This is a genomic window from Bradyrhizobium sp. WSM2254 (assembly GCF_000472645.1).
Classification (GTDB): Bacteria; Pseudomonadota; Alphaproteobacteria; order Rhizobiales; family Xanthobacteraceae; genus Bradyrhizobium; species Bradyrhizobium niftali.
Map to the genome: position 1 here is coordinate 49,188 of NZ_AXAB01000052.1, position 22,572 is coordinate 71,759.

Sequence of the window (22,572 nt, forward strand, 5' to 3'; positions counted from 1 at the left end):
TTTTGAAGGATTTGGCCACCCGCCCGCCCGTCAGCCGATTCTCCGCCGGCTTTGCAACCAACGGGTTCCCGCGCCGTTGTCCCAAGATTTCGCAAGCGGGCAAGGGCACCCATGGCAACGGACGAACTGGTCGCGACGACGGGCATTGCGCAGCACGGCGCGAGCCGCCTGCCGTCGGTGGATGTCGACAGTTTCAACCTCGAGATCAAGGACGAGGACGGTTTTCTCGGCGACCGCGCCAGCAAGGGCGCGTTCCGCGACATCCTCGACCGCTGGCGCAAGCCGCTGCGCAAGACCGGCGAGGATCCGTTCGGCAAGGAGCCCTCGGACCAGATCAGCAAGAAGACACTGGATGCGATCCTGATCGGCGACGACACCGAAGCCTCGGCGCTGGTCCACAGCGCGATCGAGGATTTCGCCCAGGAGCTCGCTTATGTCACGCGCCGCTTCCTCAAGACCAAGGCCTGGGCCAAGACCGAGCGCATCATCGTCGGCGGCGGATTTCGTGATTCCAGGCTTGGCGAGCTCGCGATCGCGCGCACCGAGATCATCCTCAAATCCGAGGACTTCAAGATCGACATGCAGCCGATCCGCCATCATCCCGATGAAGCCGGCCTGATCGGCGCGCTGCATCTGGCGCCGTCATGGATCTTCGAGGCTCATGACAGCATCCTCGCCGTCGATATCGGCGGCACGAATATCCGCTGTGGCCTCGTGGAAACGAGCTGGAAAAAGGCAAAAGACCTGTCGAAGGCCAAGGTCGTGACATCCGAGCTGTGGCGTCATGCCGATGACGAGCCGACGCGCGAAGGCGCGGTCAAGCGGCTCACCAAGATGCTGAAGGGGCTGATCACCGAGGCCGAGACCGAAGGCTTCAAGCTCGCGCCCTTCATCGGCATCGCCTGTCCCGGCGTGATCAACGCAGATGGCTCGATCGAGAAGGGCGCGCAGAACCTGCCGGGCAATTGGGAGAGCAGCAAGTTCAACCTGCCGGCGAGCCTGAGCGAGGGCATCCCCGAGATCGGCGAGCACGACACCGCGATCCTGATGCACAATGACGGCGTGGTTCAGGGCCTGTCGGAGGTGCCGTTCATGCAGGACGTCGAGCGCTGGGGCGTGCTCACCATCGGCACCGGCCTCGGCAATGCGCGCTTCACCAACCGCCGCAAGGACAATGGAAAAGACCGTGATTCTACCGAGAACGGGAAGAAAAAGGCCAAGTCTGACAAGGAGTAACCTTGACTGGTTAGGTTAAGGGACGGATTGCGTTGCGGTGCATGGGGCACCCGCTACGGTCGAATCGTCGCCTCACCTGGCCGGCGAAGCCGCCCTTCCTGGCCAGCATTTCAATGAGCGGCACCGGGACCGCCAGTGTTTACCGCGTCTGGCGGTCCCGACCCCCTTTATTCGAGTCATCGAGCTTCAGCCCCAGCCGACGCGCTGAAAGAACGCTGCGATCTCCGCGGCCGCGCGATCCGGATCTTCCCGATGCGGGAAGTGACCGGCGCCGGGAAACATCGCGAGATCGAGCGCGCTGAACGTCTCGCCGAGCCGGTCGGTCCATGCATAGGGAAACAGCGGATCGTGCTCGGCCCAGCGCACGCAGGTCGGCACATCGATCTGAGGAAGCTGTGGAGCCTCGCCCTTCATCATCGCGACGCGCCCGGCATGCGAGGCGCGATAATGCGCAAAGCCGCCGGTGAGATTGCCGTCCTGGAAGAAATTGTCGGCGAAGGCGTCGAGGACGTCGTCGAAGGCGTCTTTTCGATGCGCCCAGCCCTTCAGAAAGTGACCGATATAGAGCCGGCAGCTCTCGCGGCTCGCGCCGACGAGCGCCGGCGCCATCTCCATCTGGTGGAAGGACTGGTACCAGATGTGGTTGAGCCGATCAGGCGCCGCCATGCGCGCCCCGATGCCGGGATAGACGAAATCGAAGAAAAACAGCCCCGCGAGCCGCCCCGGTGCCTGCCGCGCCAAAGGCTGCATGACGGCGCCGCCGACATCGTGGCCGACGACCCCGAATCGCTCGAGGCCGAGCCCGTCCATCAGCGCCAGCATGTCGGCGGCATGGCCGTCCGGCCCGTAAGGCCCGTCAGGCTTGTCGCTGTCGCCGAAGCCGCGCAGATCGGGCGCGATCAGCGTGAAGCGATCGGCCAGCCGGGCCATCACCGGCTCCCAGGTCAGCCAGAATTCCGGCCAACCATGCAGCAAAAGCAGCGGTTTGCCCTTTCCAGCGCGGACCAGGTGGAAATCGGCGCCATTGGCCTTGATCGTCAGATGCTCCACGGCGGTTCCTCCCGGGCTGAAGGATGGGGGTGAAAGAGGCAGCGGATTTTCCCCTTTCGCGCCTTGTCTGGCCCGCCATCCTCGCCTATTAACGCCCCCAACCACAGGGGCCCTGCTCCTTACTTGGCGCCTTCAGGAGAGGTGGCAGAGTGGTTGAATGCACCGCACTCGAAATGCGGCATAGGTGCAAGCCTATCGGGGGTTCGAATCCCTCCCTCTCCGCCATAATAAGCCATAATAAAACGGCTTCGAGAAAGCCCCGCAAAATCAGCCTGATGTCGTCGACGTCCGCGCGGATTGCTGCGCCAGCACCGTCCGCGCCGTCACCACAAACGCCTGCGCCGCCGGCGACAATGTCCGTCCCTGGCGCTGCAGCAACGACACCGGTCGGGTGATGGCCGGGCGGATCAGCGGCTTTGCGACCAGCGTCGGAAACTGATCGGCCGGCAGCATCGTCGCGGGGAGGATGGCGAGGCCGAGGCCCTGCGCGGTCATGGCGAGCGCCGTGTTGATCAGCGTCACTTCATAAGTTGGCGTCAGGTGCTTGCCCTGTGCGCCGAGTGCCTGATCGATCTGCATGCGGATCCGCGTCTCGCGCCGCATCGCGATCGTCGGGAATTGCGTCAGCTCGTCCCATGTCAGCGCGCGCCGCGCGGCGAAGTCGGCTGTGCGCCGGCCGATCGCGCTCAGGCGCCCGCGGGTCAGCGTCTCGATCGTCATGTCCGCGAATTCACCTTCCACGCTGCCGATCGCGAACTCCGCGTCGGTTGCGACCAGGCGCGGAACGAGATCGTCGGCGGCAACATCCCGCATGTCGATCTCGATGTCGGGATGGGCCGCACGGAATTTTGCCAGCACCAGAGGCAGCAGCGCCGAGGCGGCGCCGGCCGAGGCGAGAAACGCGACGCGGCCGGCTCGCGCTTGCGCGAGGTCGCGCATGCGCCGCGACAGGCCCAGCGCATCGCCGAGCATCCGTTCGGCCGCGAGGAAAGCCTCATTGGCGGCCAAGGTCGGCTGCACCGAGCGCGTGGAGCGATCGAACAGTTTGACGCCGAGCTGGGCTTCGAGCTGCTGGATCAACAGGCTCGCTGCCGACTGCGTGATCCCGAGCTCGCGCGCGGCCCGCGTGATGCTGCGGGTGCGATAGACGCCGGTGAAGGCTCGCAATTGGCGCAAGGTGATATTCATAGGCAATACTCATGAATTGATGAGTTCTTTCTGGCTTATCTCATAAGCGAGCCTGCAATAAAATGCATGCTGCGCGGACGGAGAATCCGCGGCGAGGCGAGCAGTGGACGAGCAGTGGAGACGAGCATGAGGACACAGGTGCTGGTCGTGGGCGCCGGGCCCGTGGGATTGACCGCGGCCATGGATCTGGCCTCGCGCGGGATCGACGTCGTCGTCGCGGAGATCCGCCATGCCGGCGATCCGCCCAGCGTCAAGTGCAATCACGTCTCGGCGCGCTCGATGGAAATCTTCCGCCGGCTCGGCGTCGCTGCAAAGCTGCGCGACGCAGGCCTTCCCGCGGACTTCCCGAACGATTGCTCCTACCGGACCACGGCGACCGGCATCGAGCTGTGCCGCATCGACATTCCCTCGCGGGCGCGCCGTTACAGCGCAACCGGCGGCCCGGACACCTGGTGGCCGACGCCGGAGCCGCCGCACCGGATCAACCAGGTCTATCTCGAGCCGATCCTGTTCAGCCATGCCGCCGCTCAAGCACGCATCACCATTCTGGCGCGCACGGAAATCACCGACATCGAACAGGGCGACGGCCATGTGGTCGCACTGGCGCGCGACCTCGACAGCGGCAGCTCGCTTCGTATCGAAGCGTCCTTCGTGATCGGCTGCGACGGCAGCCGTTCCCTGGTTCGCAAATCGATCGGTGCCAGCCTGTCCGGCACGCCGGTGATCCAGCGCGTGCAGTCGACTTTCATCGAAGCGCCGCAGCTCAAGGAGTTGATGGGCGCGCACAAGCCGGCCTGGATGGTGCTCTCGCTCAACCCGCGACGCTCGGGCACCACGGTTGCGATCGACGGTCACGACCGCTGGCTGATCCACAACCACCTCAAGCCCGACGAGCCCGAGTTCGATTCGGTCGATCGGGATTGGGCGATCCGCGCCATTCTCGGCGTCGACGAGCGCTTCGAATACCGGGTCCTCAGCAAGGAGGACTGGGTCGGGCGCCGGCTGGTGGCCGATCGTTTCCGCGACCGCAGGGTCTTCATCTGCGGCGACGCCGCGCATCTGTGGATGCCCTATGCCGGCTACGGCATGAATGCCGGCATTGCGGACGCGGTCGATCTCTGCTGGCAATTGGCGGCGCATCTGAACGGATGGGCGCCGGCTGCGATCCTCGACGCTTACGAAGCGGAGCGTCAGCCCATCACCGAGCAGGTGTCGCGCTTCGCGATGGACCATGCGATGAAGATGATGGCGCAGCGCGGCGGCGTGTCGGCGGAGATCGAGGACGACACGCCGCGCGGCCAGGCGGCGCGCGCAGCGCTGGCCAGGGCGGCCTACGATCTCAACGTGCAGCAATATTGCTGCGCGGGTCTCAATTTCGGCTACTACTACGATGTCTCGCCGATCATTGCCTATGACGGCGAAACGCCGCCGGCTTACGCGATGGGCAGCTTCACGCCCTCCACCGTGCCCGGCGCGCGCGCGCCGCATCTGTTCCTGCGCGACGGACGATCGCTCTACGACGCATTCGGAGCCGGCTACACATTGTTGCGGTTCGACCCGGCGATCGATGTGGCGCGGCTGCAATCCGCCGCAAAGGAGCGCGGCATCCCACTCGCGCTGGTCGACATCGCGCCAGACGAGGCGAACGGCGCCTATGCCGAGAAGCTGGTGCTGGCGCGGCCCGACCAGCACATCGCCTGGCGCGGGCAGGTCGCGCCGGCGGACCCACAAGGCTTGCTGGCGCGCATCACCGGCGCCGCAGCGTAAGGCGGCTTGAAGCGGACGGCCCGGCGGCGCAGGCCGCCCGGTCGTGGTTCACAAACAAGAACGTACCGAGGAGGGGAACGTGTTTCACGTTGCAAGGCGCCGCATTCTGGCCGTGCTGACGGCCGCGACTTTCGCCGTGCTGCCGCTGACGGCGGGCAAAGCCGCCTATCCGGAGCAATTGATCAAGATCGTCGTGACCTTTCCGCCCGGCGGCAGCGCCGATACCGTGATCCGTGCGCTCGAGCCGCTGGTCACCGCCGAGCTCAAGCAGAGCCTGGTGATCGAGAACCGCGCAGGCGCTGGAGGCAATATCGGCATGGCCGCGGTCGCGCAGGCAAGGCCGGACGGCTACACGCTCGGCGTCGCGCCGGCGGGCAGCTTGACGGTGAACCCGCATCTCAATTCGTCGATGCCGTTCGAGCTGAAGGATCTCGCGCCGATCACACTGCTTGCGGAAATTCCCTTTGTGCTCGTCGCCTCCGCGAACATACCGGCGCACACGACGGCGGAGACGGTCGCGCTCGCCAAGGCAAAGCCGGGTGCGCTGTCGATCGGACATGGCGGCAATTCGACGGCCATGCATCTGACGGCGGCGCTGTTCACGCAGAGGACCGGCATCGCCATGGAGCTGGTCCCGTATCGCGGGACCGCGCCCGCGACGGTCGACGTCCTCGCCGGACACGTCCCCTTTGCGGTGCTGGATATTCCCGCATCGAGGCAACTGATCCTCGAAGGCAAGCTCAACGCGATCGGCGTCTCCTCGGCGCGCCGCCTTTCATCCCTGCCGGATGTGCCGACGCTGGCCGAGAGCGGCATTGCGGGTTTCGAATCCGTCGGCTGGTTCGGGCTGGTTGCGCCGGCCGGCACGCCCGCCGACATCGTCGCCAGGCTGAACGAGGCTTTCACGAAAGCCCTGAAGGACCCGTCGGTGGCCGAGAAGATCAGGACCCTCGGCGCAGAGCCCGCGCCGATGTCGCCGGAGCAGTTCGGCCGCTTCATCCAGAGCGAAAGCGCGAAATGGGGCAAGCTCATCAGCGAAGCCGGCATCAAGGCGAACTAGAACTGGCATCACGATCGGTCGGCGCCACGCCGACGGCCGCTCCCTCGCGTGTGCGATGCCCACAACCGTGCGCCTGAGCTAATGCGCGGCGATGCCCGCGCTCTCGATCACCCGCTTGTAGCGTGCGGTCTCCTCGACGATGAACGGTCCCATCTCGGCCGGCCCCTTGTTGGCAATCGACACCTGGCCGTTGGTGGCGAGGTCCGCGACGATGCCGGGGTCGGCGAGCACCGCGGCCAGCGCCTCAGAGAGCTTGCCCACGATTCTCGGGTCGGTCCCGGCCGGGACCGAGACCCAGGTCGAGCCGACACTGACGGCGTCCGGGTAGCCGGCCTCAAGCACCGTCGGCGCGTCGGGCAACGCGGGCAGCCGCGCCGTGCCGGTGGTGCCGAGCACCTTGACCTTGCCGGTGTCGATCAGCGGCCTGAGCACGGTGAGGTAGTCGAAGGAGACGTCCAGGATGCCCGACATCATGTCGGTCATCTGGCTCGAGCCCGACTTGTAGGGCACATGGGTCAGCTTGATGCCGGCGGCCGCCTGGAACATCTCGCCGGCGAGGTGCTGGGCGGTGCCGGGGCCGGGGGAGCCGAAGTTGATCTTGCCCGGGTTGGCCTTCGCGTAGGCGACGAACTCAGCCAGCGTGCTGTAGGGCGCTGCCGCGGTCGCGACGAGGATCTGGTTTGCCGAGCTCACGCCGCGGACGTGGATGTAGCTCTTGAGCGGGTCGTAGTTGAGCTTCGCCAGCCCCAGGTTCGGCTGGATCGTCATAGGCCCGCCGGAGGCGTAGAGCACGGTGTAGCCGTCAGGCTGGGTCCGGGCAACGAACTCTGTCCCGATGGTCCCGCCAGCGCCGGGTCGGTTCTCCACCACCACCGGCTGCCCAAGCCGCGTCCGCAGCAACTCCGCGATCTTGCGCGAGACGAGGTCGGTGACGCCGCCGGCCCCGAACGGCACCACCCAGGTGATGGCGCGGTTCGGCCAGGATTCCGCGGCCGTCTGGGCCCCCGCGGCACCCGCCGGGAGCGCCAGCGTCGTCGCTGCGACGAGACACAGGAGCGCCCTCCTCACCGTCCCGACGGGGCGACCGCTCAGGCCCCTGCGCGCGCCAAATCCCATGGATGAAGTCCTCCCTCGCTGCAGTGTGGCCGTTTACGGCCATGTTGACCGAAAGTTACAGCTTTGAGTCTTCTCCAACCATTGGCGCAGTCCGAGCATCTCTTTTGCAGAATATGAAAAGATCGATGAATCGTCTTCACGCCATGGAACTGCTCGTCAGCATCGGGTGCGATCTCTCGCCGGCCGCGCGCACTTCAGCGCGGTATTTTGGCGGGCGCGCAGGCGATCCGTGAGCAGAAGCTTGCCGGCTGACGTGCCGCGGAGCCGTGACGGGTTGAACCTGCCACCGGCGCGATCCGACCTAGTCTAGCAACAGGCCGGCCGGCAGGAGCCAGGTGACCCACGACGATGTTCGACAAGACCTACCGGCAGCGCCTCGAAGCTGATCTGACGCAGTGGGAAGCCGATGGCGTGATCGCGCCGGCAACGGCCGTCTCCATCCGCAATGCGCTGCCGCCGCTCTCGCCCGGCGTCAACATCGCGGTGGTCGTCGGCATCGTCGGCGGCCTGTTGATCGCAGCCGCATTCCTCGCCTTTGTCGCGGCGCACTGGACGGAGATCGCACGGCTGGTGCGGTTCGCGATCCTGATTGCCGGCATGGTCGTCGCGGGCGGGCTCGGGGCGTGGTTCGCCAGCACGGGCCGCACCGTTCTCGCCGATCTCTGCGCGAGCATCGGGGCGATCATCTTCGGCGCGGGCATCGCGCTGGTCGGCCAGATGTATCATCTCGGCGACGACTTCGCCGGCGGCATGCTGCTGTGGTCGATCGGCGCGCTCGCCGCGGCGCTGCTGACGGAATCGCGCGGCGCGCTTGCGGTCGCCCTCGTGGCCGCCTGCATCTGGACCTGCATGCGGATTTATGATGCGCCGGACGCGCTGCATCTTCCGTTCGTGGCGGTCTGGCTCCTCGCCGCCGCTCTTGCGTTTGCGTGGAATTCCCGCGTCGCGGCCCACCTCGTCGCGCTCGCGCTGCTTCCGTGGTGGATCGCGACCTCGTTTCGCTTCGAATTCGATGGAGCCCAGCCGTCATTCGTGCTTGCGAACGGCGCGGCCCTGCTGTTCGGGGCCGGGCTCGCGATCGCGGCCGCACCGTCGCCGAGGGCGCTGCGGCTTGGGACTGTCCTCTCGATCTACGGGGCGTTTTCGCTGGCCGCCGCCGCTTTCATGGAGGTGACAACGGTCGACGACATCATCCGCTTCCGGACCGGTTCTGGTGCGGCTCAACCGCTTTGGGCAATTCTGTGCGGGGGTGCCGGCGTGATCCTTGCCCTCGCGTCCGCTGCAGTCACCAGGCGCGCAGGTGAGGTTCTGGTGGGATGTTCAATCGGGCTCGTCCTGCTCGCGGCGCCGCTCTGGCCGGCATCCACGGCCGGCGAGCCCTGGTTCGCTTATGCCGCCCTGCTCTGCGCCATGCTGTGCCTCGTCGTATCAGGCATGCTCGACGAGGTGCGTCCGCGGATCGTTGCCGGCTGGCTCGGGATCGCCGGCGTCATCGCCGGCATCACCTGGGCGGTGAAGGGCTCGCTGCTGCGCCGCTCGGCCTTCCTTGCGGCGGCCGGAATGGTCGCCGTCGCATTTGCAACCGCACTCAATCGCGCGCTGCCGAGGACCGAGCGATGATGGAGATGGTCGCATCCGTTACAAAACTCTGGCAGCGCATCCCGAAAGCCGTGCTGTTCGGTGTTGCCATCCTGCTTCAATGCGCGCTGCTCGTCCTGATGGTCGCCGATCGCATGCAGATCCTGCGCGACGGCCGCGAGGTGACCTTGCAGACGCAGCCGGTCGATCCTCGCGATCTCCTGCGCGGCGACTATGTCGTGCTGCGCTACGACATCTCGCAGCTGCCGGCGGGCGCGCTCGCCGGCAAGCCGTCCGCCGAGCGCAATTCCGTCGTGTTCGTCAAGCTGGCGCCCAATGCCAACGGGCTTTACGAGGCGGTCTCGGTGTCCGCCGAGCCTGTTCCTGTCACGGCTCCGGAAATCCTGATCCGCGGCCGCGTCAGCTATTCCTGCGGTTCGCCAAGCCCCATCTTCTGCGAGAAGCTGACCATCAAATACGGTCTCGAAAGCTATTTCGTGCCCGAAGGCGAGGGCAAGAAGCTCGAGCAGGCCCGCAACCAGCAGAAGCTGAGGGTCGTCGCCGCCGTGCTGCCCTCGGGCCGCGCCGCCATCAAGCGGCTGCTGCTCGACGGCGAGCCGGTGTACGAGGAGCCGTTGTACTAGCGGTCGATCTGTTTCGCCTTCAGTGCCCGCCGCAGCACGTCCCACATCCGGGGATCGCTCATCTGCGCGACGTTGAATCGCATGAAGTCCGGCGCCGTCTGCGACACGCTGAACACGTTGCCCGGTGCGAGCACGACGTTCTCCTCGAGCGCCGCGCGCGCCACCGCCGTTGCATCCTGTCCGCCCGCGAGATGGCACCAGAGAAAGAAGCCGCCGCGCGGCACAAGCCACGGCTCGATGCCCAGCGCCTGGAGCTTGCGTGCCACCTCACGCCGGGCGCGCGTGAGCCTTTGCCTGAGCTCGTCCATGTGCTTGCGATAGCTGCCGCCGGCCAAGACCCCGGCGATGATGTCGGTCGCGACGGGGCTCGGGCCGCCAAAACTGGTTGCGACCTGGAGATCGACGAGATGCTCGATCCAGTCGGCTCGCCCGGCGATGTAGCCGCAGCGCACCGAGGCCGACAGCGTCTTGGAGAAGCTGCCGATCCGGATCACGCGGGTGAGGCCGTCGAGTGCGGCCAGGCGCGGCGAGCGTTCCGGCTCGAAGTCGCCAAAGATATCGTCCTCGATGATGGTGAGGTCGTACGCCGCGGCCGCGGTCAACAGCCGGTGCGCGGTCTGGACCGATAGCGTCGCGCCGGTGGGATTGTGCAGCGCTGAATTGGTGATGTAGAGCCGTGGCCGCTCGCTGACGAGGATCTCCTCGAAGTGCGCGATATCCGGACCCGACGGCGTGTAGGGCACGCCCACGATCCTGGCCTGATGCGCGCGCAACAATGCGCGAAAGTTGAAGTAGCAGGGATCGTCGACCAGCACCGTGTCGCCGGGGCGAAGCAGGAAACGGCAGACGAGGTCGGTCGCTTGCGTGCCCGAGCCCGTCAGCATCAGCTGGTCGACCGACGCCTCGATCGCGTCTTCCGCAAGGCGCGTCAGCAGCAGCCGGCGCAGTGCGGGCGAGCCGGAGGTCGAACCGTAATTGGTCAATACGCTCGCATCGGTGCGGGCCAGCGCGCGCGCGGCGCGGCGCAGGGCCTCTTCCGGCATCCACTCCGGCGGCAGCCAGCCGCAGCCGGGTTTGAGCACGCTTTCGTCGGCATCGAGCGATTGCCGCGAGACCCAGAACGGGTCGACGGCACGGTCGCGGCGTGGCTCGGCCTCGGTCAGCGCAAGCGGCGGCGTCACGGTCGGCGAGACGTAGAAACCCGAGCCACGGCGGGGGCGGATCAAGCCTTCGGCGGCGAGGCGATCATAGGCCTCGACGACGGTGGAGGGCGAAACACGCATCGTCGCGGCAAGGCTGCGGATCGACGGCAAGCGGTCGCCGGCTCCGAGCGCGCGGCCCGCGACCTTGGCGCGGATCGCGCTCATCACGTCAACGGTCCGGGTGCCGCCCCGGCCCTTCGTCAGCGTTCCGCTGTCCAAGGTGTACTGCCTTCCATATCCATACAGTTTGGCTGGATTGTACTGGATTGTGGCTGTCCCTGCTACCGGGGAAGGCCGAATATCGCTGCTCAAGAAGCGAGGCGGACATGCAGTCTGTGGGCAGCGGCTGGGGCAACGGGCTTCTCGGCGTCATCATCTTCAGCGGCTCGCTGCCGGCGACGCGCGTGGCGGTCGGCGGCTTCTCCGCGCTGTTCCTGACGTCGGCGCGCGCGGTCATCGCCGCGCTGATCGGTGCGGCCGTGCTCGGCCTGCTGCGTCAGGCGCGGCCGCAACGAAACGATCTCGCCTCGCTTGCCATCGTCTCGATCGGCGTGGTGGTCGGCTTCCCCCTGCTGACGGCACTTGCGCTCCAGCACATCACCTCCGCGCATTCGATCGTCTTCATCGGCCTCTTGCCGCTGTCGACCGCGATCTTCGCCGTGCTGCGCGGCGGCGAGCGGCCGCAACCCCTGTTCTGGCTGTTCGCGGTCCTCGGCAGCGCCACGGTGGTCGGCTTTGCCCTCTCCAACGGCGGCTCGGCGTCAATCACCGGCGATCTGCTGATGGTCGCCGCGATCGTCCTGTGCGGACTCGGCTATGCCGAAGGCGCCGCGTTGTCGCGCCGCCTCGGCGGCTGGCAGGTGATCTCCTGGGCGCTGCTGCTTGCGGTGCCGCTGATGGTGCCGGTCGCGATTCTGACCTGGCCGTCGACATGGAGCGGCATCACTGCGCCGGCCTGGATCGGGCTCGCTTATGTCTCGATCTTCAGCATGTTCGTCGGCTTCATCTTCTGGTACCGCGGCCTTGCGATCGGCGGCATCGCGCGGGTCGGCCAATTGCAGCAGCTCCAGCCGTTCTTCGGTCTCGCGCTCGCCGGCTTGCTGCTGCATGAGCCGGTCGCATGGAGCATGATCGCCGCGACCGCGCTCGTGGTCGCCTGTGTCTTCTTCGCGCGCCGGTTTGCCTGACGACACCCCACTAGGTCGGCTTGCCGGGCGGCGCCTTTTCGATCCCGGGCAGTCGCGCGATCTGCTCGGCGAGGAAGTCGACCAGCAGCCGCACCCGCGCGATGCCGGACCGCTCCGGCACGATCAGCATGTTCAGTGGAACGGGAGGCGGCGAATAGTCCGGAAGCACGCGTTCGAGTCTGCCGGCCGCAAGAAGGTCCCCGACCAGCCAGAGATGGGCCGGCGCAATGCCGCGACCGGCAGCGAGCGCCTCTCGTGCGGCAAGCCCGTGATCGACACGCAATCGCCCGGACAAAGGGACCGCATGGCGGACGCCGCGGCGTCCGTGCAGCACCAGCATGTCGCTGCCGGCGATATTGGACATCCCCACTGTCTCGTGTTTGGCGAGATCCTGCGGGCGCGCGGGCCTGCCGCGCATAGCCAGATAGTCGGGCGAGGCCACAAGCACTCGGCGCGACCGGCCAAGAGGCTTGAGCTTCATCGAACTGTCGGTGAGCGGGCCCAGTCGGATCGCGACGTCGACACCTTCGCGCACGAGGTCGATCCGTTCGTCCGTCAGGCTGAGATCCACTGACACGTCCGGATAGCGGTCCTGGAAGGCGAAGACAAAACGGCTGACGTGGAGAACGCCGAAGGCCGCCGTGCAGGAGGCGCGCACCATCCCCGCAGGCGCGCCGCGCGTGCTGCGTGCCTCTTCGCCGGCGTGCTCGACAAGGCGCAGGATCTGCACGCAATCGGCGTAATAACGGCGCCCCTCGTCGGTCATGGTCACCCTGCGCGTCGTTCGCGTGAGCAGCGGCACGCCGACCGCTTGCTCGAGCTCCCGAATGTGCCGCGTGACGGTCGACTGACCGAGACCGAGCTCGCGTGCCACCGCGGACAGGTTTCCCCGCTCGGCGACCCGCACGAAGCTGCGCATGCGATCGAGCGAAACCTCCGGCCTATCCATTTTTCGGCATAATCATATCCATTGCCGATATCTAGCGGAATGCGGCCGGCGGGGCTAGTTGCTGTGCGAAATCATCAATCATTGGTGCTGATCATGAAAGTGTTGATCGTCTTCGCCCATCCCGAGCCGGGCTCGCTCAATGGCGGGCTGCGCGATGTTGCCGTCAGGTCCCTCGAGGCGCAGGGCCATGAGGTGCGGGTGTCGGATCTTTATGCCCAGCGCTGGAAATCGGATGTCGATCGCGCGGACTTCCCCTCGCTGCCGGCGGACAGGCGACTTGCGCCAGCCGCCGCATCCAAGCAGGCGTTCGAGGCCGGCACACTGACCGCCGACGTCAAAGACGAGATCGAGAAGCTGCTGTGGGCGGATGTGCTGATCCTGCAATTTCCACTGTGGTGGTTCAGCATGCCGGCAATCCTCAAGGGCTGGGTCGACCGCGTGTTCGCCTACGGTTTCGCGTACGGTGTCGGCGAGCACAGCGACAAGCGGTGGGGCGACCGTTACGGAGAGGGGACGTTGGCAGGCAAACGCGCGATGCTGATCGTGACGGCGGGCGGCTGGCAGGAGCATTATTCGGCACGAGGGATCAACGGGCCGATCGACGACCTGCTGTTCCCGATCAATCACGGCATTCTCTATTATCCGGGATATGAGGTTCTTCCGTCGTTCGTGGTCTACAAATCCGACAAGCTCGACGGAGCCGCTTACCAGGCGGTTGCCGAAAGCCTGCGCGAGAGGATGCGAACGCTTGCGACGACCCCGCCCATTCCCTATCGGCCCCAGAATGGCGGCGACTACCTGATTCCGGGCATGCAGCTCCGCGCGGGGCTCGAGTATTCCGCGGCAAGCGGCTTCGCGCTCCATTTCGAGCGGGCCGAGTCGCACGGCTCGCGTGCCGAGCCGGATGCCATGCGGCAGCCGACGGATGTTCGCGCGGCAACAGCCTAGGTCTGCGGATTGCCTCGCATGACGGCGAACGCGTGCGGGATCACGACACCCGCACGTGGTGCGCCGGAAAAGCTTCGAAGCAATCGATCATGCACGGGCGCGAACTCGATCGCCGCGAACGCGCTCACTCCATCACCGTCCGCGTCAGCGTGCTCCTCGCGAATTTCTTCAGCGGCATCGGCTTGCCGAACAGAAAACCCTGCACGAAGTCGAAGCCGAGCTCGTTCGCGGCGACGAGGTCGGCGCGGCTCTCGACGCCTTCGGCGATCGCACACGCGCCATAGCCCTGCGCAAGCTCGACGATGTGGCGGCACACCGTGCGCTTGAGGCGGTCATTGCCGCTGCCGGTGACGAAGTGCCGGTCGGCCTTCAGCTTGATGAAGGGGAGCTTGCCCAGGTCCATCAGCGACGGCCAGTTGGCGCCGAGATTGTCGATCGACAGGCCGATATTGTGCAGGCCCACTTCGCGCGCCACTTCGCCGAGGACATCGAGGTCGCGGATCGCCTCCTCGCTGTCGATCTCGATTGTCAGTCCGCCGAAGGCCGGATGCGTCGGCATGCGACGGCAGAGATCGCGCACGGCCTGCGGCTCCTTCAGATACGAGGCCGGCAGGTTGATCGAGAGATCGACCGGGCTCTGGTGCTCCAGCAGATAGTGCCAGTCCTGCACGGCGCGCTCGATCACGAATTCCGAGAGGTCGCGCAGATGCGGATCGTGCGCCTCGGGAATGAAATAGGCCGGCGGCACCACGCCCCAGGTCGGGTGGCGCATCCGCACCAGCGCCTCGGCGCCGTTGCGGATCAGCGTCCTCGCGTCGATCTTGGGCTGGTACCACAGCTCGAGCCAGCCGGCATGCAGGGCCTCGCCGACATGCACGGCCGGGCTCGGCGCCGGCTCCTCCGGCAGCAGCATCGCGACGCGCTCGCGCAGCGTCTCGGCGGCAAAGGGCGTGGTCAGCGGCGGCAGCATGGCAAGGCCATATTCCTCGCCGACCTGCTGCACGGCCCTGACGATGATCGACTCGCGGGCGCCGACGGCGAGAACCTTGCCGTCGAAGGCCTCGCGCACCAGCGTCTCCAGAAATGTCCCGGGCTCGATGCCGTCGGCGGCGATTCCGAGCAGGATCAGGTCCGGTAATTCGCTCGTCAGCACGGTTTTCAGCTCCTCCGCGCTGGCGCATTCGGTCGTGACGAAGCCGAGATCCTCCAGCACCTCGGCGAGGAAAGCACGCAGATGGCGCTTGCCGTCGGCGACGCAAGCGCGCGGCGTTACCTTTCGCCGCCCGAAGGTTTTGGGCCTTCGTCCGGCGAGTTCTACAATTTGATCGTTCATCTCAAGCCACTCCCGTTCGGCGACGGTGATAGCGATGGGAGCAGTTTCAAATATGGAGGGCTTCAGTCGATTGTCGGATTATCTGGGTAACGTTAAAGCCCTCATCATTCCTAAAATTGTTTGGATTTCCTTCGGGAAGTCTTTACGTCTGACCGCGTGTGACGGATGCATGACACGGTCATCGCGAGAGATTTTTGAAAGCTGCGGCCGGTGCGAGAGCAAGGCCGGTGTCCTGCAATTGGACGACGCCGTTCGCGCTTCGCCCAATTGAATAACGATGGCCTTCAATTGTTTGTGGCCTTGTCGTGCTGAGCCATGCCGACCGCCTTGTAGTCATAGGTCGGATAGAACTCGGTGCGGTACGCGCCCCACGCGGTATCCTCGATGACGCGATTGACTTCGCGCAGTCGCGAGGCCGGCAGCCGCAGCGTGATCACCTGGCCGATGCCCATCATCACGTACCAGCTCACGACCTCGATTCCGGGCGGCGGAAACGCCTTGTGGAATCCCTGCTTGTCGAGCTGCGCATTCAGCTCGTTGAGCGGGCGGGACTGGTCGTGCTTGAAGAAGACGGTGAGCAGCACCGCGTTGTCGGCGGTCGGCGCGGCATTGCCTTGCGGCGGCGAGGTCTGCGCCATCGTCGTCGATGTGAGCGCCAGTGCGCCCGCAAGCAGGGCCGCCTTCGTCAAGATCCGTCGGTTCGATCTCATCGCGGAGTCCTTCCCAATGCTCATGCAGTGCATCGGAGAATAGGAGCGACAGCTACGGCCGAAGAACTCATTTTCGCGCGATGCGCGCATGTTCCGCCACCGCTCGTGACGGTTCTGCGACAATGCGCGCGGCCGCGACGGCGAAAGTGTGAAGCAGATCACATGCCGTTTGCTGCACCTGCGCTATTGCTCGAGGCAGCCGGTGGTGGGCTGTCGAGGATCGCAGCAATGACGACGCGGCGAATATTGTATTGGTGGTTCAGGTTCGTGCTGTCAGGGCGATTTCTCGATCGCTTCCTGTGCCTGCCGCGACGCATTGATTGCGCCGTCGGATGTCAGGTCTGTCCGATCAATTTGCGAAACGCTGCCGCGCCGTCCTGCACGGCGTCGCGTCCCTTCCACGCCAGGTAGGACAGCTTGCCGCCCAGCGTGTCGTGGCTGCGTAGCCGGCGCGAGCCGAGAATGTGTCCGACATTGGCCGGGAAGCGGCTCACTTCGGCGGCCACCAGCGCCGCGATCGCGTCCATCAATTGCTGGAGGCGGACGCCCCATTCGCAATGTTCGATGCCGTCGATGCGGACCTTGAGCGCATATTCGGTGTCGTAGATTTCGGCGAGCAGGTCGCGCGCGATCAGCACCCGGTTGTGCCGGAGCGCGATCCTGAGAGCGAGCCGCTTGTCGTCGAGCCGGTCGAGCACCATGGCAACGACGCAGGCATAGGGCGTGGCGGCGACGTCGGTCGCGCTCTTGCTCGCGGCGGCCCTGGTGGCGAGGTGCACCAATTGCCAGGACGTCTTCAGCCGCCGCGCCACCAGCGCCAGCGCGAAGGGCAGCGCCTCGGGATGAGCCTTCTTGAAGGCATCGAGCCGCGCGGTGATCTGGGCGACCTGGCCGTCGTCGAATTTCGCGATCTTCTCGGGCAGCTTTTCGTTGAACTTCGGCAGCGCGGCGCCGGCGCGCAGCACCTGCTGCATCTTCTTGACGTCGTCGAAGGCGCTGCGCGAAGCCGTATATTGCGCGAGCTTGCCGCGGGCGAACTCGGTGCTCTCAGTCGAGGCGAGGGTGTTCTCGAGGACCTTGACGACCTTGGTCTGGAAGATCGACGCGATCTTCAGCACTTCCTTCGGGTTGTTGGCGGTGACCTGGTCGTTGATCGCCTTGATGTAGTCGCGCGCCATGGTCGGCAGCAGGTCGCGGCAGATCCACTCCCAGATCGGGGTGAGGGTGTTGCGCGAAATTCGCCCCATATTGGCATGCTCGGGTGCGCCGTCGATCAGCAGCAGCTCGAGCGGCGCGAAGAAATAACGCGAGGGGCTGGTGGCGCGCGCCTGGGTCGATCCGTCCTTGCGAAACTCGGCGCGCAGGCGGGCCTGGACGTCGGCCGAGCCGGGCATGTCGATGCCGCACAGCTCGAGCCGCTCGAGCTCGCTGAGCAGACAGCTGCGCGACAGCGGCGTCAGCCTCTGCAAGAATTCCGACAGCCGGTCGATCTCGTTCATGGCACGCAATCTTCCGCAACGATTCCAGCAAGCCCACGGGCTCAATGCATGGAGGCATTTGCGCGCTCTCAATCGGATCTAGAGAAGCAAGTCGCCGTTAATTTATCCGTAAAATCCGGGGGCGGCGGACGACCGTGCGCGAGACGGCGGTTAAGCGGGCCTCGGCCTATCTGCCCAGGATGTGGGCGAAATCCTCAACCCCTGCATGGTCAAGGTCAGCTCCGCGCAAGCATAAATTGTGCCGATGCCGGCGTTTTAGCGCAAAACTGCCAAAATCACCGTAATCTTACGGAGCAAAAAGTTAACCACAGATCGGCCCGGGTTCCGCTAAACAGGTCACATGGGGTCACAGAACGATACGGCGACCGATTCGCGGCCGTCGGAATGGTACGAAAGCAGCACTGCTTCGGCTGAAGAGCTCGATTTCGTCCGCCTGAACGCCGCCCGCGCCAAGGCCGCCGATGAAATGGCCGCCGCCATCGCCCGCGAGCTCAATGGCCCCCTGACTGCGCTCCTGCTCTATATGGGCGAGATCAAGCATCACAGCGATCAGCTCGCGCCGGTTACGGGCGACCGTGCCTATTTGCAGCGGGTGGTGGAGAATGCGCTGACGCAGACCGAGCGCGTTTGCGGCCTGGTCAAGCAGCTTGCCGGTCCCCACAAGGGCGACTCGCCGGTCCCGCCCCGGATCGAGGACGCCGAATCGAAGGCCGCCCGCGTGCCGCAGCCGCAGCGCGTGCCGAGCGCCGAGCTCCTGGGCCTGTCGGGCCAGAAGCGGCTGACCAAGCGCGAACGCGAGGTGCTCCGGCTGATCAGCGAGGGCTATTCGAACAAGCAGGGTGCGCTTCGGATGCAGATCAGTCCGCGCACGTTCGAGAGCCATCGCGCCGAGGCGATGCGCAAGCTCGGTGCGCGCAACACCGCGGACCTCGTCCGCGCGGCGCTGCTGCATTCGATCGATTGAGGTTGTTGTCTTGCGCTGCCCGTGGCGGCGCGGGGCCGGGGCGGCCGATCGCGTTCAGAAATAGTCCTCGGAGAAGGGGCGCGCGCGCGAGACGGGGCGCAGCGGCTTGATCTCTTCCTTCGGCGCGTTCGGAATGATCGTGATGGTCCAGCGGGGAGGCATGCTCGATTCCTGCTCCAGCACCGAGCGCACGAAGCCAGTCACCGTCGACTCGCCGGCCTTCACCGTCGCCATCCGGCCGTTGAACTGTGCGATGCGAAAGCGACGGACCTCCTTCTGGTCCACAGTCTCGTAGGTGAACATGGAAACCCTCCTGGTTTCCCGCGACTATCACCAGCTATGATTAGCCATCTGTGAAAATCCCAAACCGTAGAAGTACGGCGGGATTGCATAGGTCTCGTTATGCCTGCGGATCCTGCGCGCGCGCGGCGGCGTAGGCGGCATCCATGCGCTCCAGGAGATCACTGAATTCGGCCTCGCCGAGCGTCTCCGCGGTCTTCTCCAGCCGCAGCGCCAGCGCCGCGAGCCTGAGATAGCCGAACGTCCCGGCCGCGCTCTTCAGCGAATGCGCTTCACGCGCAATTTTGGCGGTGTGCTGCGCGAGCGAGAGCGTGCGGAACAGTTGCAGGCGTGCGCAGGTCTCGCTCCAGAACACGGCGCGCACTTCGCCGGCGCCGTCCTCGCCGATCTCGCGCACCAGCGCCGCGTACGCGCCCGGCTCGCGCGCGGGCTCGGCATCGAGCGCTGCCTGCGCAGGCGCAACGGTCATTTCAAGCATGGCTTTGCCTGCCTTGGTCACGGTTCGTTTGTCGCGCGGCGCGTCCGGCGCGAGGCTCGGTCCGTGTCTACGGCATTTGAATTTCAGTTCCGGTAGCGCGACAGCGGGTGTTTGCAGGCCGGCATTAGCCGCAGGTTTACCACGCGGCGGCGCCGGTCAGCGCCGGCCGAGCAGACGGTCGTACTGGGCCTTCACGGTGGCGTAGCATTCGCACGCGGTCTGGCGCAGGCCGTCCAGGTTCAGGATCTGGATGTGCCCGCGGCTGTAGTGGATGAAATTGGCCTGCTGCAAGGTATTGGCGACCAGCGACACGCTGTTGCGCCGCGCCCCGATCATCTGCGCCATGGCCTCCTGAGTCAGCAGCAGCCGATAGTCGCCCGACAGATCATGGGTGTGCAACAGGCAGCGCGACAGCCGCGATTCCACCGGGTGGGCGGCGTTGCAGCCCGCGGTCTGCTGGACCTGCACGTAAACCGCAAGCCCATGGCGCGTGAGCAGCGTCCGCAGGGTGCCGCTCTGGTCGGCCGCGATGCGCAGCCGGTCGAGATCCATCATCGACGCGACGCCGGGAATCAGCACGATCGCCGTGTTCAGCGCGCGTGCATCGCCCATGGTCGAGAGCGTGCCGAGCAGGCTGTCGCGGCCGATCATCGCGACCTGCACGTGCTCGCCCTTGGCGAGCTTCACCACCAGCGAGATGACGCCGCGGTGGGGAAAGAACGCGCGCTTGAGCGTCTCGCCGGCCTCGACCAGAACGGCCTCGTGCGGCAGATCGACCGTGCGCAGGTGCGGGCGGATCAACTCGTAATCGTCCGCCGACAGCGCGGACAGGAAACCGTTGGATGGACGCACCATCGTTTCCAAAGCTGCCTCCCGTCTCGTCAGGCAGGGACTTGCGAGAGCGAATTTGCCGATCCCGGCAGGGGCAGGCTCCATCATGTTCCCGTCGGGATATATAGGCAATTGAGACAAGATGTCCGGGTGCGGCGTCAGCCCTGCGAGGCTGTGTGCACCACGGCATCCGATCGGTCGCGTCGAGCTCTCGTCACCGCGGCGCTCCGAGCAGGCGTGAATGGAAGGCCTTGACCGCCGCATAGCAGTCGCAGGACGTCGTCTCCAGCGCGCGCGGGTCGAGGATTTCGATCTGCCCGCGGGTGTAGCGAATGATGCCAGCCCGCTGCAGCGCATGCGCGACGAGAGAAATGGCGTTGCGCCGCACGCCCATCATCTGTGCCAGCGCCTCCTGTGTCAGCGGCAGGATCGCGCCGTCGGAGAGGTCGTGGGCCCGCAAGAGCCAGCGCGCCAGCCGGGCCTCGACCGGGTGCAGCGTATTGCAGAGCACCGATTGTTGCGCATGTGCGAGCAGGACCTGCTCATGACGCACCATCAGACTTCGAAACGGCACGCTCGCGGCGGCGACCGTCCGGAAAGCCGCGATTTCAAGCATGGACGCCGTGCCCGGGAAGAGCACGACCGCGTCCGCCAGCGCGATGCCGTCGGTAAGCGCCGCGCCGCCGCCCACGACGCTGTCGCGCCCCAGCATTGCGATCTCGATCATTTGTCCTTCGGACAAGCCCAGCGTGATCGAAACGGACCCGCCGTGCGGGAAGTAGACGTATCTCGGCGCGGCGCCCGCCTCGCCCAAGACAGATTCCCTGACCATTTGGACGGTCGCGAGATGGGGGCGCAGCAGGTCGAAATCCGCAGCATCGAGCATTCGCAGCAATTGATTGGGCGGGGAGCCGTTCGCGGTCATGCAGGATCAATTCCGACGCGTTCAATCTACGATCGACGCCGCGCCCATCTTGCCGCGCCGCAACAAGAGCATATTGTACAGGTTGTGCTGCTGTCCATATACCCGTTAGAGGGCAGACAGGCTGCCGCATTTGCGGCGGAGATAAGTACTGCGCGCTGATTCGCTCGGGAACCTTCGCGCATCCTGCGAGGCTGCGCAGGAAAAAGCGGCAGGGGGGCCCTCATGAGCCGGCAGCACTGCATCTGCGCTGCGATCGGACGCCGGTCAGTCCGCGCAGCCTCGTCTGTTGGACGAGCGGTTACCGCAACCGGCCGAACCATGGCGCCGCACGGCTGCAGATTTCGCATCCGTCGTTTCCGTTTTCCTGTCTCCGCCAAAGATGTTTGCGACCGTCAATTCTTCGATCCCAACCAGAGGAGAAAGGCGTGCCCCACGGTTCAATTATTGAATCGCCGAAACTGGAAGCTCAAACGGGGACAGAAAATCTGCGCCATATTCTCGTTGTCGACGACGACCCGATAGTGTGCATGGCCATCGAGGTCTATCTCCAGCGAAACCATTTTCGGGTGACGACTGCCGAAGGAGGCGAGGTCGGACTGCGCGCCCTCGAACACGATCATTTCGATCTGATGATCATCGACATCTTCATGCCGCACATGCGCGGCATCGAATCGATCAGGATCTTCCACGAGCGGGCGCCCGCCATTCCGCTGATCGCGATGTCCGGCTACGCTTTCGTAAATCTGAATTCACCCGCTCCCGATTTCCTCCGGATGGCGCTCGAGCTCGGCGCGGCACGCTGTCTGCGCAAGCCGTTCACGCCGCTCGCGTTGCTCGCCGCCATCAAGGATTGCCTCGCGGAGCACCGTTCCGACGACATTATCTCGGCCGCGCGCCTGAGTTAGCGCGGCGCAGGCCGTCGTAGCGGCGGGGTAAGCATCCGTTTACCACAACCGTGGGCCTTGCGGATCCCGGCAGGGCGCGATGCGCTGGTCGCGAGAGCGCTCCCGATTGCGGGCGATCGGCTTCGATCCCACGCGGGCCGTGCATATCGTCCTTCACGAGCAGAACTTTTCGCGCGTGTCGTCTCGCCGTTATCGGCGCATTTACCTAACGCTTCCTTGCGTGGCGGTTCGGTGCCGGTTTTGCCGAAAAGTGCTGCCGCATGCGGCCGAACCGCAAACTTCTCTTCAATATCCGTATTAGCACGGAGGATGAAATTAACGGGACCGTGAAAGGGGTTGTCTAACGATCCACGCGCGGACTTCCGTCGATGCCAAGCGTGGCTCAGGCGCCGAAGCCCAGCTCAGTAAGGCGTAGCTCATGGATGATCTGTTGCGGGAGTTCTTGACGGAGACCAGCGAGAGCCTGGACACCGTCGACAATCAGCTGGTGAAGTTCGAGCAGGAGCCGAACAACGCCAAGATCCTGGATAACATCTTCCGCCTGGTCCACACCATCAAGGGTACGTGCGGCTTCCTGGGCTTGCCGCGTCTGGAAGCGCTGGCGCATGCCGGCGAGACGCTGATGGGCAAATTCCGTGACGGCATGCCGGTGACGGGGCAGGCGGTGACGGTGATCCTGTCCTCGATCGACCGCATCAAGGA

General features: G+C 65.6%; 22 protein-coding genes and 1 tRNA gene. 11 read left to right on the plus strand and 12 right to left on the minus strand.

The window, feature by feature from the left end:
* Window positions 1–111: 111 nt before the first annotated feature.
* Window positions 112–1,236, plus strand: a complete 1,125-nt coding sequence (locus A3M7_RS0131835) for an ROK family protein (protein ID WP_027547569.1) — start codon at window positions 112–114, stop codon at window positions 1,234–1,236.
* 186 nt (window positions 1,237–1,422) lie between these two features.
* On the opposite strand, the gene A3M7_RS0131840 is transcribed toward A3M7_RS0131835, so the two are convergent.
* Complete coding sequence (locus A3M7_RS0131840; protein ID WP_027547570.1) at window positions 1,423–2,286, minus strand: alpha/beta fold hydrolase; 864 nt, start codon at window positions 2,284–2,286, stop codon at window positions 1,423–1,425.
* Window positions 2,287–2,421: 135 nt separating this feature from the next.
* Between A3M7_RS0131840 and A3M7_RS0131845 the strand changes: the two genes are divergently transcribed.
* Window positions 2,422–2,511, plus strand: a tRNA-Ser gene (locus A3M7_RS0131845).
* Window positions 2,512–2,553: 42 nt separating this feature from the next.
* Here the strand turns inward: A3M7_RS0131845 and A3M7_RS0131850 are convergent.
* The gene (locus A3M7_RS0131850) at window positions 2,554–3,474 is read right to left on the minus strand and encodes a LysR family transcriptional regulator (RefSeq protein ID WP_027547571.1); all 921 of its coding nucleotides are present in this window, start codon (window positions 3,472–3,474) and stop codon (window positions 2,554–2,556) included.
* A gap of 126 nt (window positions 3,475–3,600) precedes the next feature.
* Here A3M7_RS0131850 and A3M7_RS0131855 point away from each other — a divergent pair, with 126 nt between their 5' ends.
* Both A3M7_RS0131855 and A3M7_RS0131860 read left to right on the plus strand, forming a co-directional pair.
* Window positions 3,601–5,241 (plus strand): FAD-dependent oxidoreductase, encoded by a 1,641-nt coding sequence (locus tag A3M7_RS0131855; protein ID WP_027547572.1) that lies wholly within the window; start codon window positions 3,601–3,603, stop codon window positions 5,239–5,241.
* A 79-nt stretch (window positions 5,242–5,320) separates the two neighbouring features.
* Window positions 5,321–6,301: a tripartite tricarboxylate transporter substrate binding protein gene (locus tag A3M7_RS0131860; protein ID WP_027547573.1), complete on the plus strand. Its 981-nt coding sequence runs from the start codon at window positions 5,321–5,323 to the stop codon at window positions 6,299–6,301.
* Window positions 6,302–6,379: 78 nt separating this feature from the next.
* Here the strand turns inward: A3M7_RS0131860 and A3M7_RS0131865 are convergent, their stop codons facing one another.
* Window positions 6,380–7,417, minus strand: a complete 1,038-nt coding sequence (locus tag A3M7_RS0131865; protein WP_049823783.1) for a tripartite tricarboxylate transporter substrate binding protein — start codon at window positions 7,415–7,417, stop codon at window positions 6,380–6,382.
* Between the two features lie 348 nt (window positions 7,418–7,765).
* On the opposite strand from A3M7_RS0131865, the gene A3M7_RS0131875 reads away from it, so the two are divergent.
* A complete protein-coding gene (locus tag A3M7_RS0131875; protein WP_027547575.1) occupies window positions 7,766–9,037 on the plus strand; it encodes a DUF2157 domain-containing protein in 1,272 nt (423 codons plus the stop codon).
* Complete coding sequence (locus A3M7_RS0131880; protein WP_027547576.1) at window positions 9,034–9,639, plus strand: GDYXXLXY domain-containing protein; 606 nt, start codon at window positions 9,034–9,036, stop codon at window positions 9,637–9,639. The genes A3M7_RS0131875 and A3M7_RS0131880 overlap by 4 nt, the downstream gene beginning before the upstream one ends.
* Here A3M7_RS0131880 and A3M7_RS0131885 read toward each other — a convergent pair.
* The gene (locus tag A3M7_RS0131885) at window positions 9,636–11,006 is read right to left on the minus strand and encodes a PLP-dependent aminotransferase family protein (RefSeq protein WP_049823786.1); all 1,371 of its coding nucleotides are present in this window, start codon (window positions 11,004–11,006) and stop codon (window positions 9,636–9,638) included. The genes A3M7_RS0131880 and A3M7_RS0131885 overlap by 4 nt on opposite strands.
* 161 nt (window positions 11,007–11,167) lie before the next feature.
* Between A3M7_RS0131885 and A3M7_RS0131890 the strand changes: the two genes are divergently transcribed.
* The gene (locus tag A3M7_RS0131890; RefSeq protein ID WP_027547578.1) at window positions 11,168–12,028 is read left to right on the plus strand and encodes a DMT family transporter; all 861 of its coding nucleotides are present in this window, start codon (window positions 11,168–11,170) and stop codon (window positions 12,026–12,028) included.
* Between the two features lie 10 nt (window positions 12,029–12,038).
* On the opposite strand, the gene A3M7_RS0131895 is transcribed toward A3M7_RS0131890, so the two are convergent.
* Window positions 12,039–12,977, minus strand: coding sequence for a LysR family transcriptional regulator (locus A3M7_RS0131895; protein WP_027547579.1), 939 nt, complete (start codon window positions 12,975–12,977; stop codon window positions 12,039–12,041).
* A gap of 93 nt (window positions 12,978–13,070) precedes the next feature.
* Here A3M7_RS0131895 and A3M7_RS0131900 point away from each other — a divergent pair, with 93 nt between their 5' ends.
* The gene (locus A3M7_RS0131900; RefSeq protein WP_027547580.1) at window positions 13,071–13,925 is read left to right on the plus strand and encodes an NAD(P)H-dependent oxidoreductase; all 855 of its coding nucleotides are present in this window, start codon (window positions 13,071–13,073) and stop codon (window positions 13,923–13,925) included.
* A 124-nt stretch (window positions 13,926–14,049) separates the two neighbouring features.
* Here the strand turns inward: A3M7_RS0131900 and A3M7_RS0131910 are convergent, their stop codons facing one another.
* From A3M7_RS0131910 to A3M7_RS0131920, 3 genes are all read right to left on the minus strand, one after another.
* A complete protein-coding gene (locus A3M7_RS0131910; RefSeq protein WP_027547581.1) occupies window positions 14,050–15,258 on the minus strand; it encodes an EAL domain-containing protein in 1,209 nt (402 codons plus the stop codon).
* 284 nt (window positions 15,259–15,542) lie between these two features.
* On the minus strand, window positions 15,543–15,968 hold the full coding sequence (locus A3M7_RS0131915) for a hypothetical protein (protein ID WP_027547582.1): 426 nt from the start codon (window positions 15,966–15,968) through the stop codon (window positions 15,543–15,545).
* A gap of 335 nt (window positions 15,969–16,303) precedes the next feature.
* Window positions 16,304–17,467: a hypothetical protein gene (locus A3M7_RS0131920; protein WP_027547583.1), complete on the minus strand. Its 1,164-nt coding sequence runs from the start codon at window positions 17,465–17,467 to the stop codon at window positions 16,304–16,306.
* Between the two features lie 340 nt (window positions 17,468–17,807).
* Between A3M7_RS0131920 and A3M7_RS0131925 the strand changes: the two genes are divergently transcribed.
* Window positions 17,808–18,431: a helix-turn-helix transcriptional regulator gene (locus A3M7_RS0131925; RefSeq protein WP_027547584.1), complete on the plus strand. Its 624-nt coding sequence runs from the start codon at window positions 17,808–17,810 to the stop codon at window positions 18,429–18,431.
* A 54-nt stretch (window positions 18,432–18,485) separates the two neighbouring features.
* Here A3M7_RS0131925 and A3M7_RS0131930 read toward each other — a convergent pair whose 3' ends face one another.
* The 4 genes from A3M7_RS0131930 to A3M7_RS0131945 all read right to left on the minus strand — a co-directional run bounded on the left by A3M7_RS0131930 (window position 18,486) and on the right by A3M7_RS0131945 (window position 20,965).
* Complete coding sequence (locus A3M7_RS0131930) at window positions 18,486–18,734, minus strand: hypothetical protein (protein WP_027547585.1); 249 nt, start codon at window positions 18,732–18,734, stop codon at window positions 18,486–18,488.
* 97 nt (window positions 18,735–18,831) lie between these two features.
* Window positions 18,832–19,209 (minus strand): Hpt domain-containing protein, encoded by a 378-nt coding sequence (locus A3M7_RS0131935; protein WP_027547586.1) that lies wholly within the window; start codon window positions 19,207–19,209, stop codon window positions 18,832–18,834.
* 156 nt (window positions 19,210–19,365) lie between these two features.
* Window positions 19,366–20,064: a Crp/Fnr family transcriptional regulator gene (locus tag A3M7_RS0131940; RefSeq protein WP_198033831.1), complete on the minus strand. Its 699-nt coding sequence runs from the start codon at window positions 20,062–20,064 to the stop codon at window positions 19,366–19,368.
* A gap of 190 nt (window positions 20,065–20,254) precedes the next feature.
* A complete protein-coding gene (locus tag A3M7_RS0131945; protein ID WP_027547588.1) occupies window positions 20,255–20,965 on the minus strand; it encodes a Crp/Fnr family transcriptional regulator in 711 nt (236 codons plus the stop codon).
* A 425-nt stretch (window positions 20,966–21,390) separates the two neighbouring features.
* On the opposite strand from A3M7_RS0131945, the gene A3M7_RS0131950 reads away from it, so the two are divergent.
* Together A3M7_RS0131950 and A3M7_RS45160 are read left to right on the plus strand one after the other, a co-directional pair.
* The gene (locus A3M7_RS0131950) at window positions 21,391–21,870 is read left to right on the plus strand and encodes a response regulator (RefSeq protein ID WP_027547589.1); all 480 of its coding nucleotides are present in this window, start codon (window positions 21,391–21,393) and stop codon (window positions 21,868–21,870) included.
* A gap of 418 nt (window positions 21,871–22,288) precedes the next feature.
* On the plus strand, window positions 22,289–22,572 hold a 284-nt coding region (locus A3M7_RS45160; protein ID WP_198033832.1), incomplete at its 3' end, for an Hpt domain-containing protein.

Bases quoted from the DNA above. Each gene is read 5' to 3' on its own strand.
- A3M7_RS0131935 (WP_027547586.1), bottom strand. From the start codon at position 19,209: ATGCTTGAAATGACCGTTGCGCCTGCGCAGGCAGCGCTCGATGCCGAG.
- A3M7_RS0131895 (WP_027547579.1), bottom strand. From the start codon at position 12,977: ATGGATAGGCCGGAGGTTTCGCTCGATCGCATGCGCAGCTTCGTGCGG.
- A3M7_RS0131900 (WP_027547580.1), top strand. From the start codon at position 13,071: ATGAAAGTGTTGATCGTCTTCGCCCATCCCGAGCCGGGCTCGCTCAAT.
- A3M7_RS0131940 (WP_198033831.1), bottom strand. From the start codon at position 20,064: ATGGTGCGTCCATCCAACGGTTTCCTGTCCGCGCTGTCGGCGGACGAT.
- A3M7_RS0131915 (WP_027547582.1), bottom strand. From the start codon at position 15,968: ATGAGATCGAACCGACGGATCTTGACGAAGGCGGCCCTGCTTGCGGGC.
- A3M7_RS0131880 (WP_027547576.1), top strand. From the start codon at position 9,034: ATGATGGAGATGGTCGCATCCGTTACAAAACTCTGGCAGCGCATCCCG.
- A3M7_RS0131885 (WP_049823786.1), bottom strand. From the start codon at position 11,006: ATGAGCGCGATCCGCGCCAAGGTCGCGGGCCGCGCGCTCGGAGCCGGC.
- A3M7_RS0131920 (WP_027547583.1), bottom strand. From the start codon at position 17,467: ATGAACGAGATCGACCGGCTGTCGGAATTCTTGCAGAGGCTGACGCCG.
- A3M7_RS0131945 (WP_027547588.1), bottom strand. From the start codon at position 20,965: ATGACCGCGAACGGCTCCCCGCCCAATCAATTGCTGCGAATGCTCGAT.
- A3M7_RS0131850 (WP_027547571.1), bottom strand. From the start codon at position 3,474: ATGAATATCACCTTGCGCCAATTGCGAGCCTTCACCGGCGTCTATCGC.
- A3M7_RS0131865 (WP_049823783.1), bottom strand. From the start codon at position 7,417: ATGGGATTTGGCGCGCGCAGGGGCCTGAGCGGTCGCCCCGTCGGGACG.
- A3M7_RS0131875 (WP_027547575.1), top strand. From the start codon at position 7,766: ATGTTCGACAAGACCTACCGGCAGCGCCTCGAAGCTGATCTGACGCAG.
- A3M7_RS0131855 (WP_027547572.1), top strand. From the start codon at position 3,601: ATGAGGACACAGGTGCTGGTCGTGGGCGCCGGGCCCGTGGGATTGACC.
- A3M7_RS0131890 (WP_027547578.1), top strand. From the start codon at position 11,168: ATGCAGTCTGTGGGCAGCGGCTGGGGCAACGGGCTTCTCGGCGTCATC.
- A3M7_RS0131930 (WP_027547585.1), bottom strand. From the start codon at position 18,734: ATGTTCACCTACGAGACTGTGGACCAGAAGGAGGTCCGTCGCTTTCGC.
- A3M7_RS0131835 (WP_027547569.1), top strand. From the start codon at position 112: ATGGCAACGGACGAACTGGTCGCGACGACGGGCATTGCGCAGCACGGC.
- A3M7_RS0131925 (WP_027547584.1), top strand. From the start codon at position 17,808: ATGGGGTCACAGAACGATACGGCGACCGATTCGCGGCCGTCGGAATGG.
- A3M7_RS0131910 (WP_027547581.1), bottom strand. From the start codon at position 15,258: ATGAACGATCAAATTGTAGAACTCGCCGGACGAAGGCCCAAAACCTTC.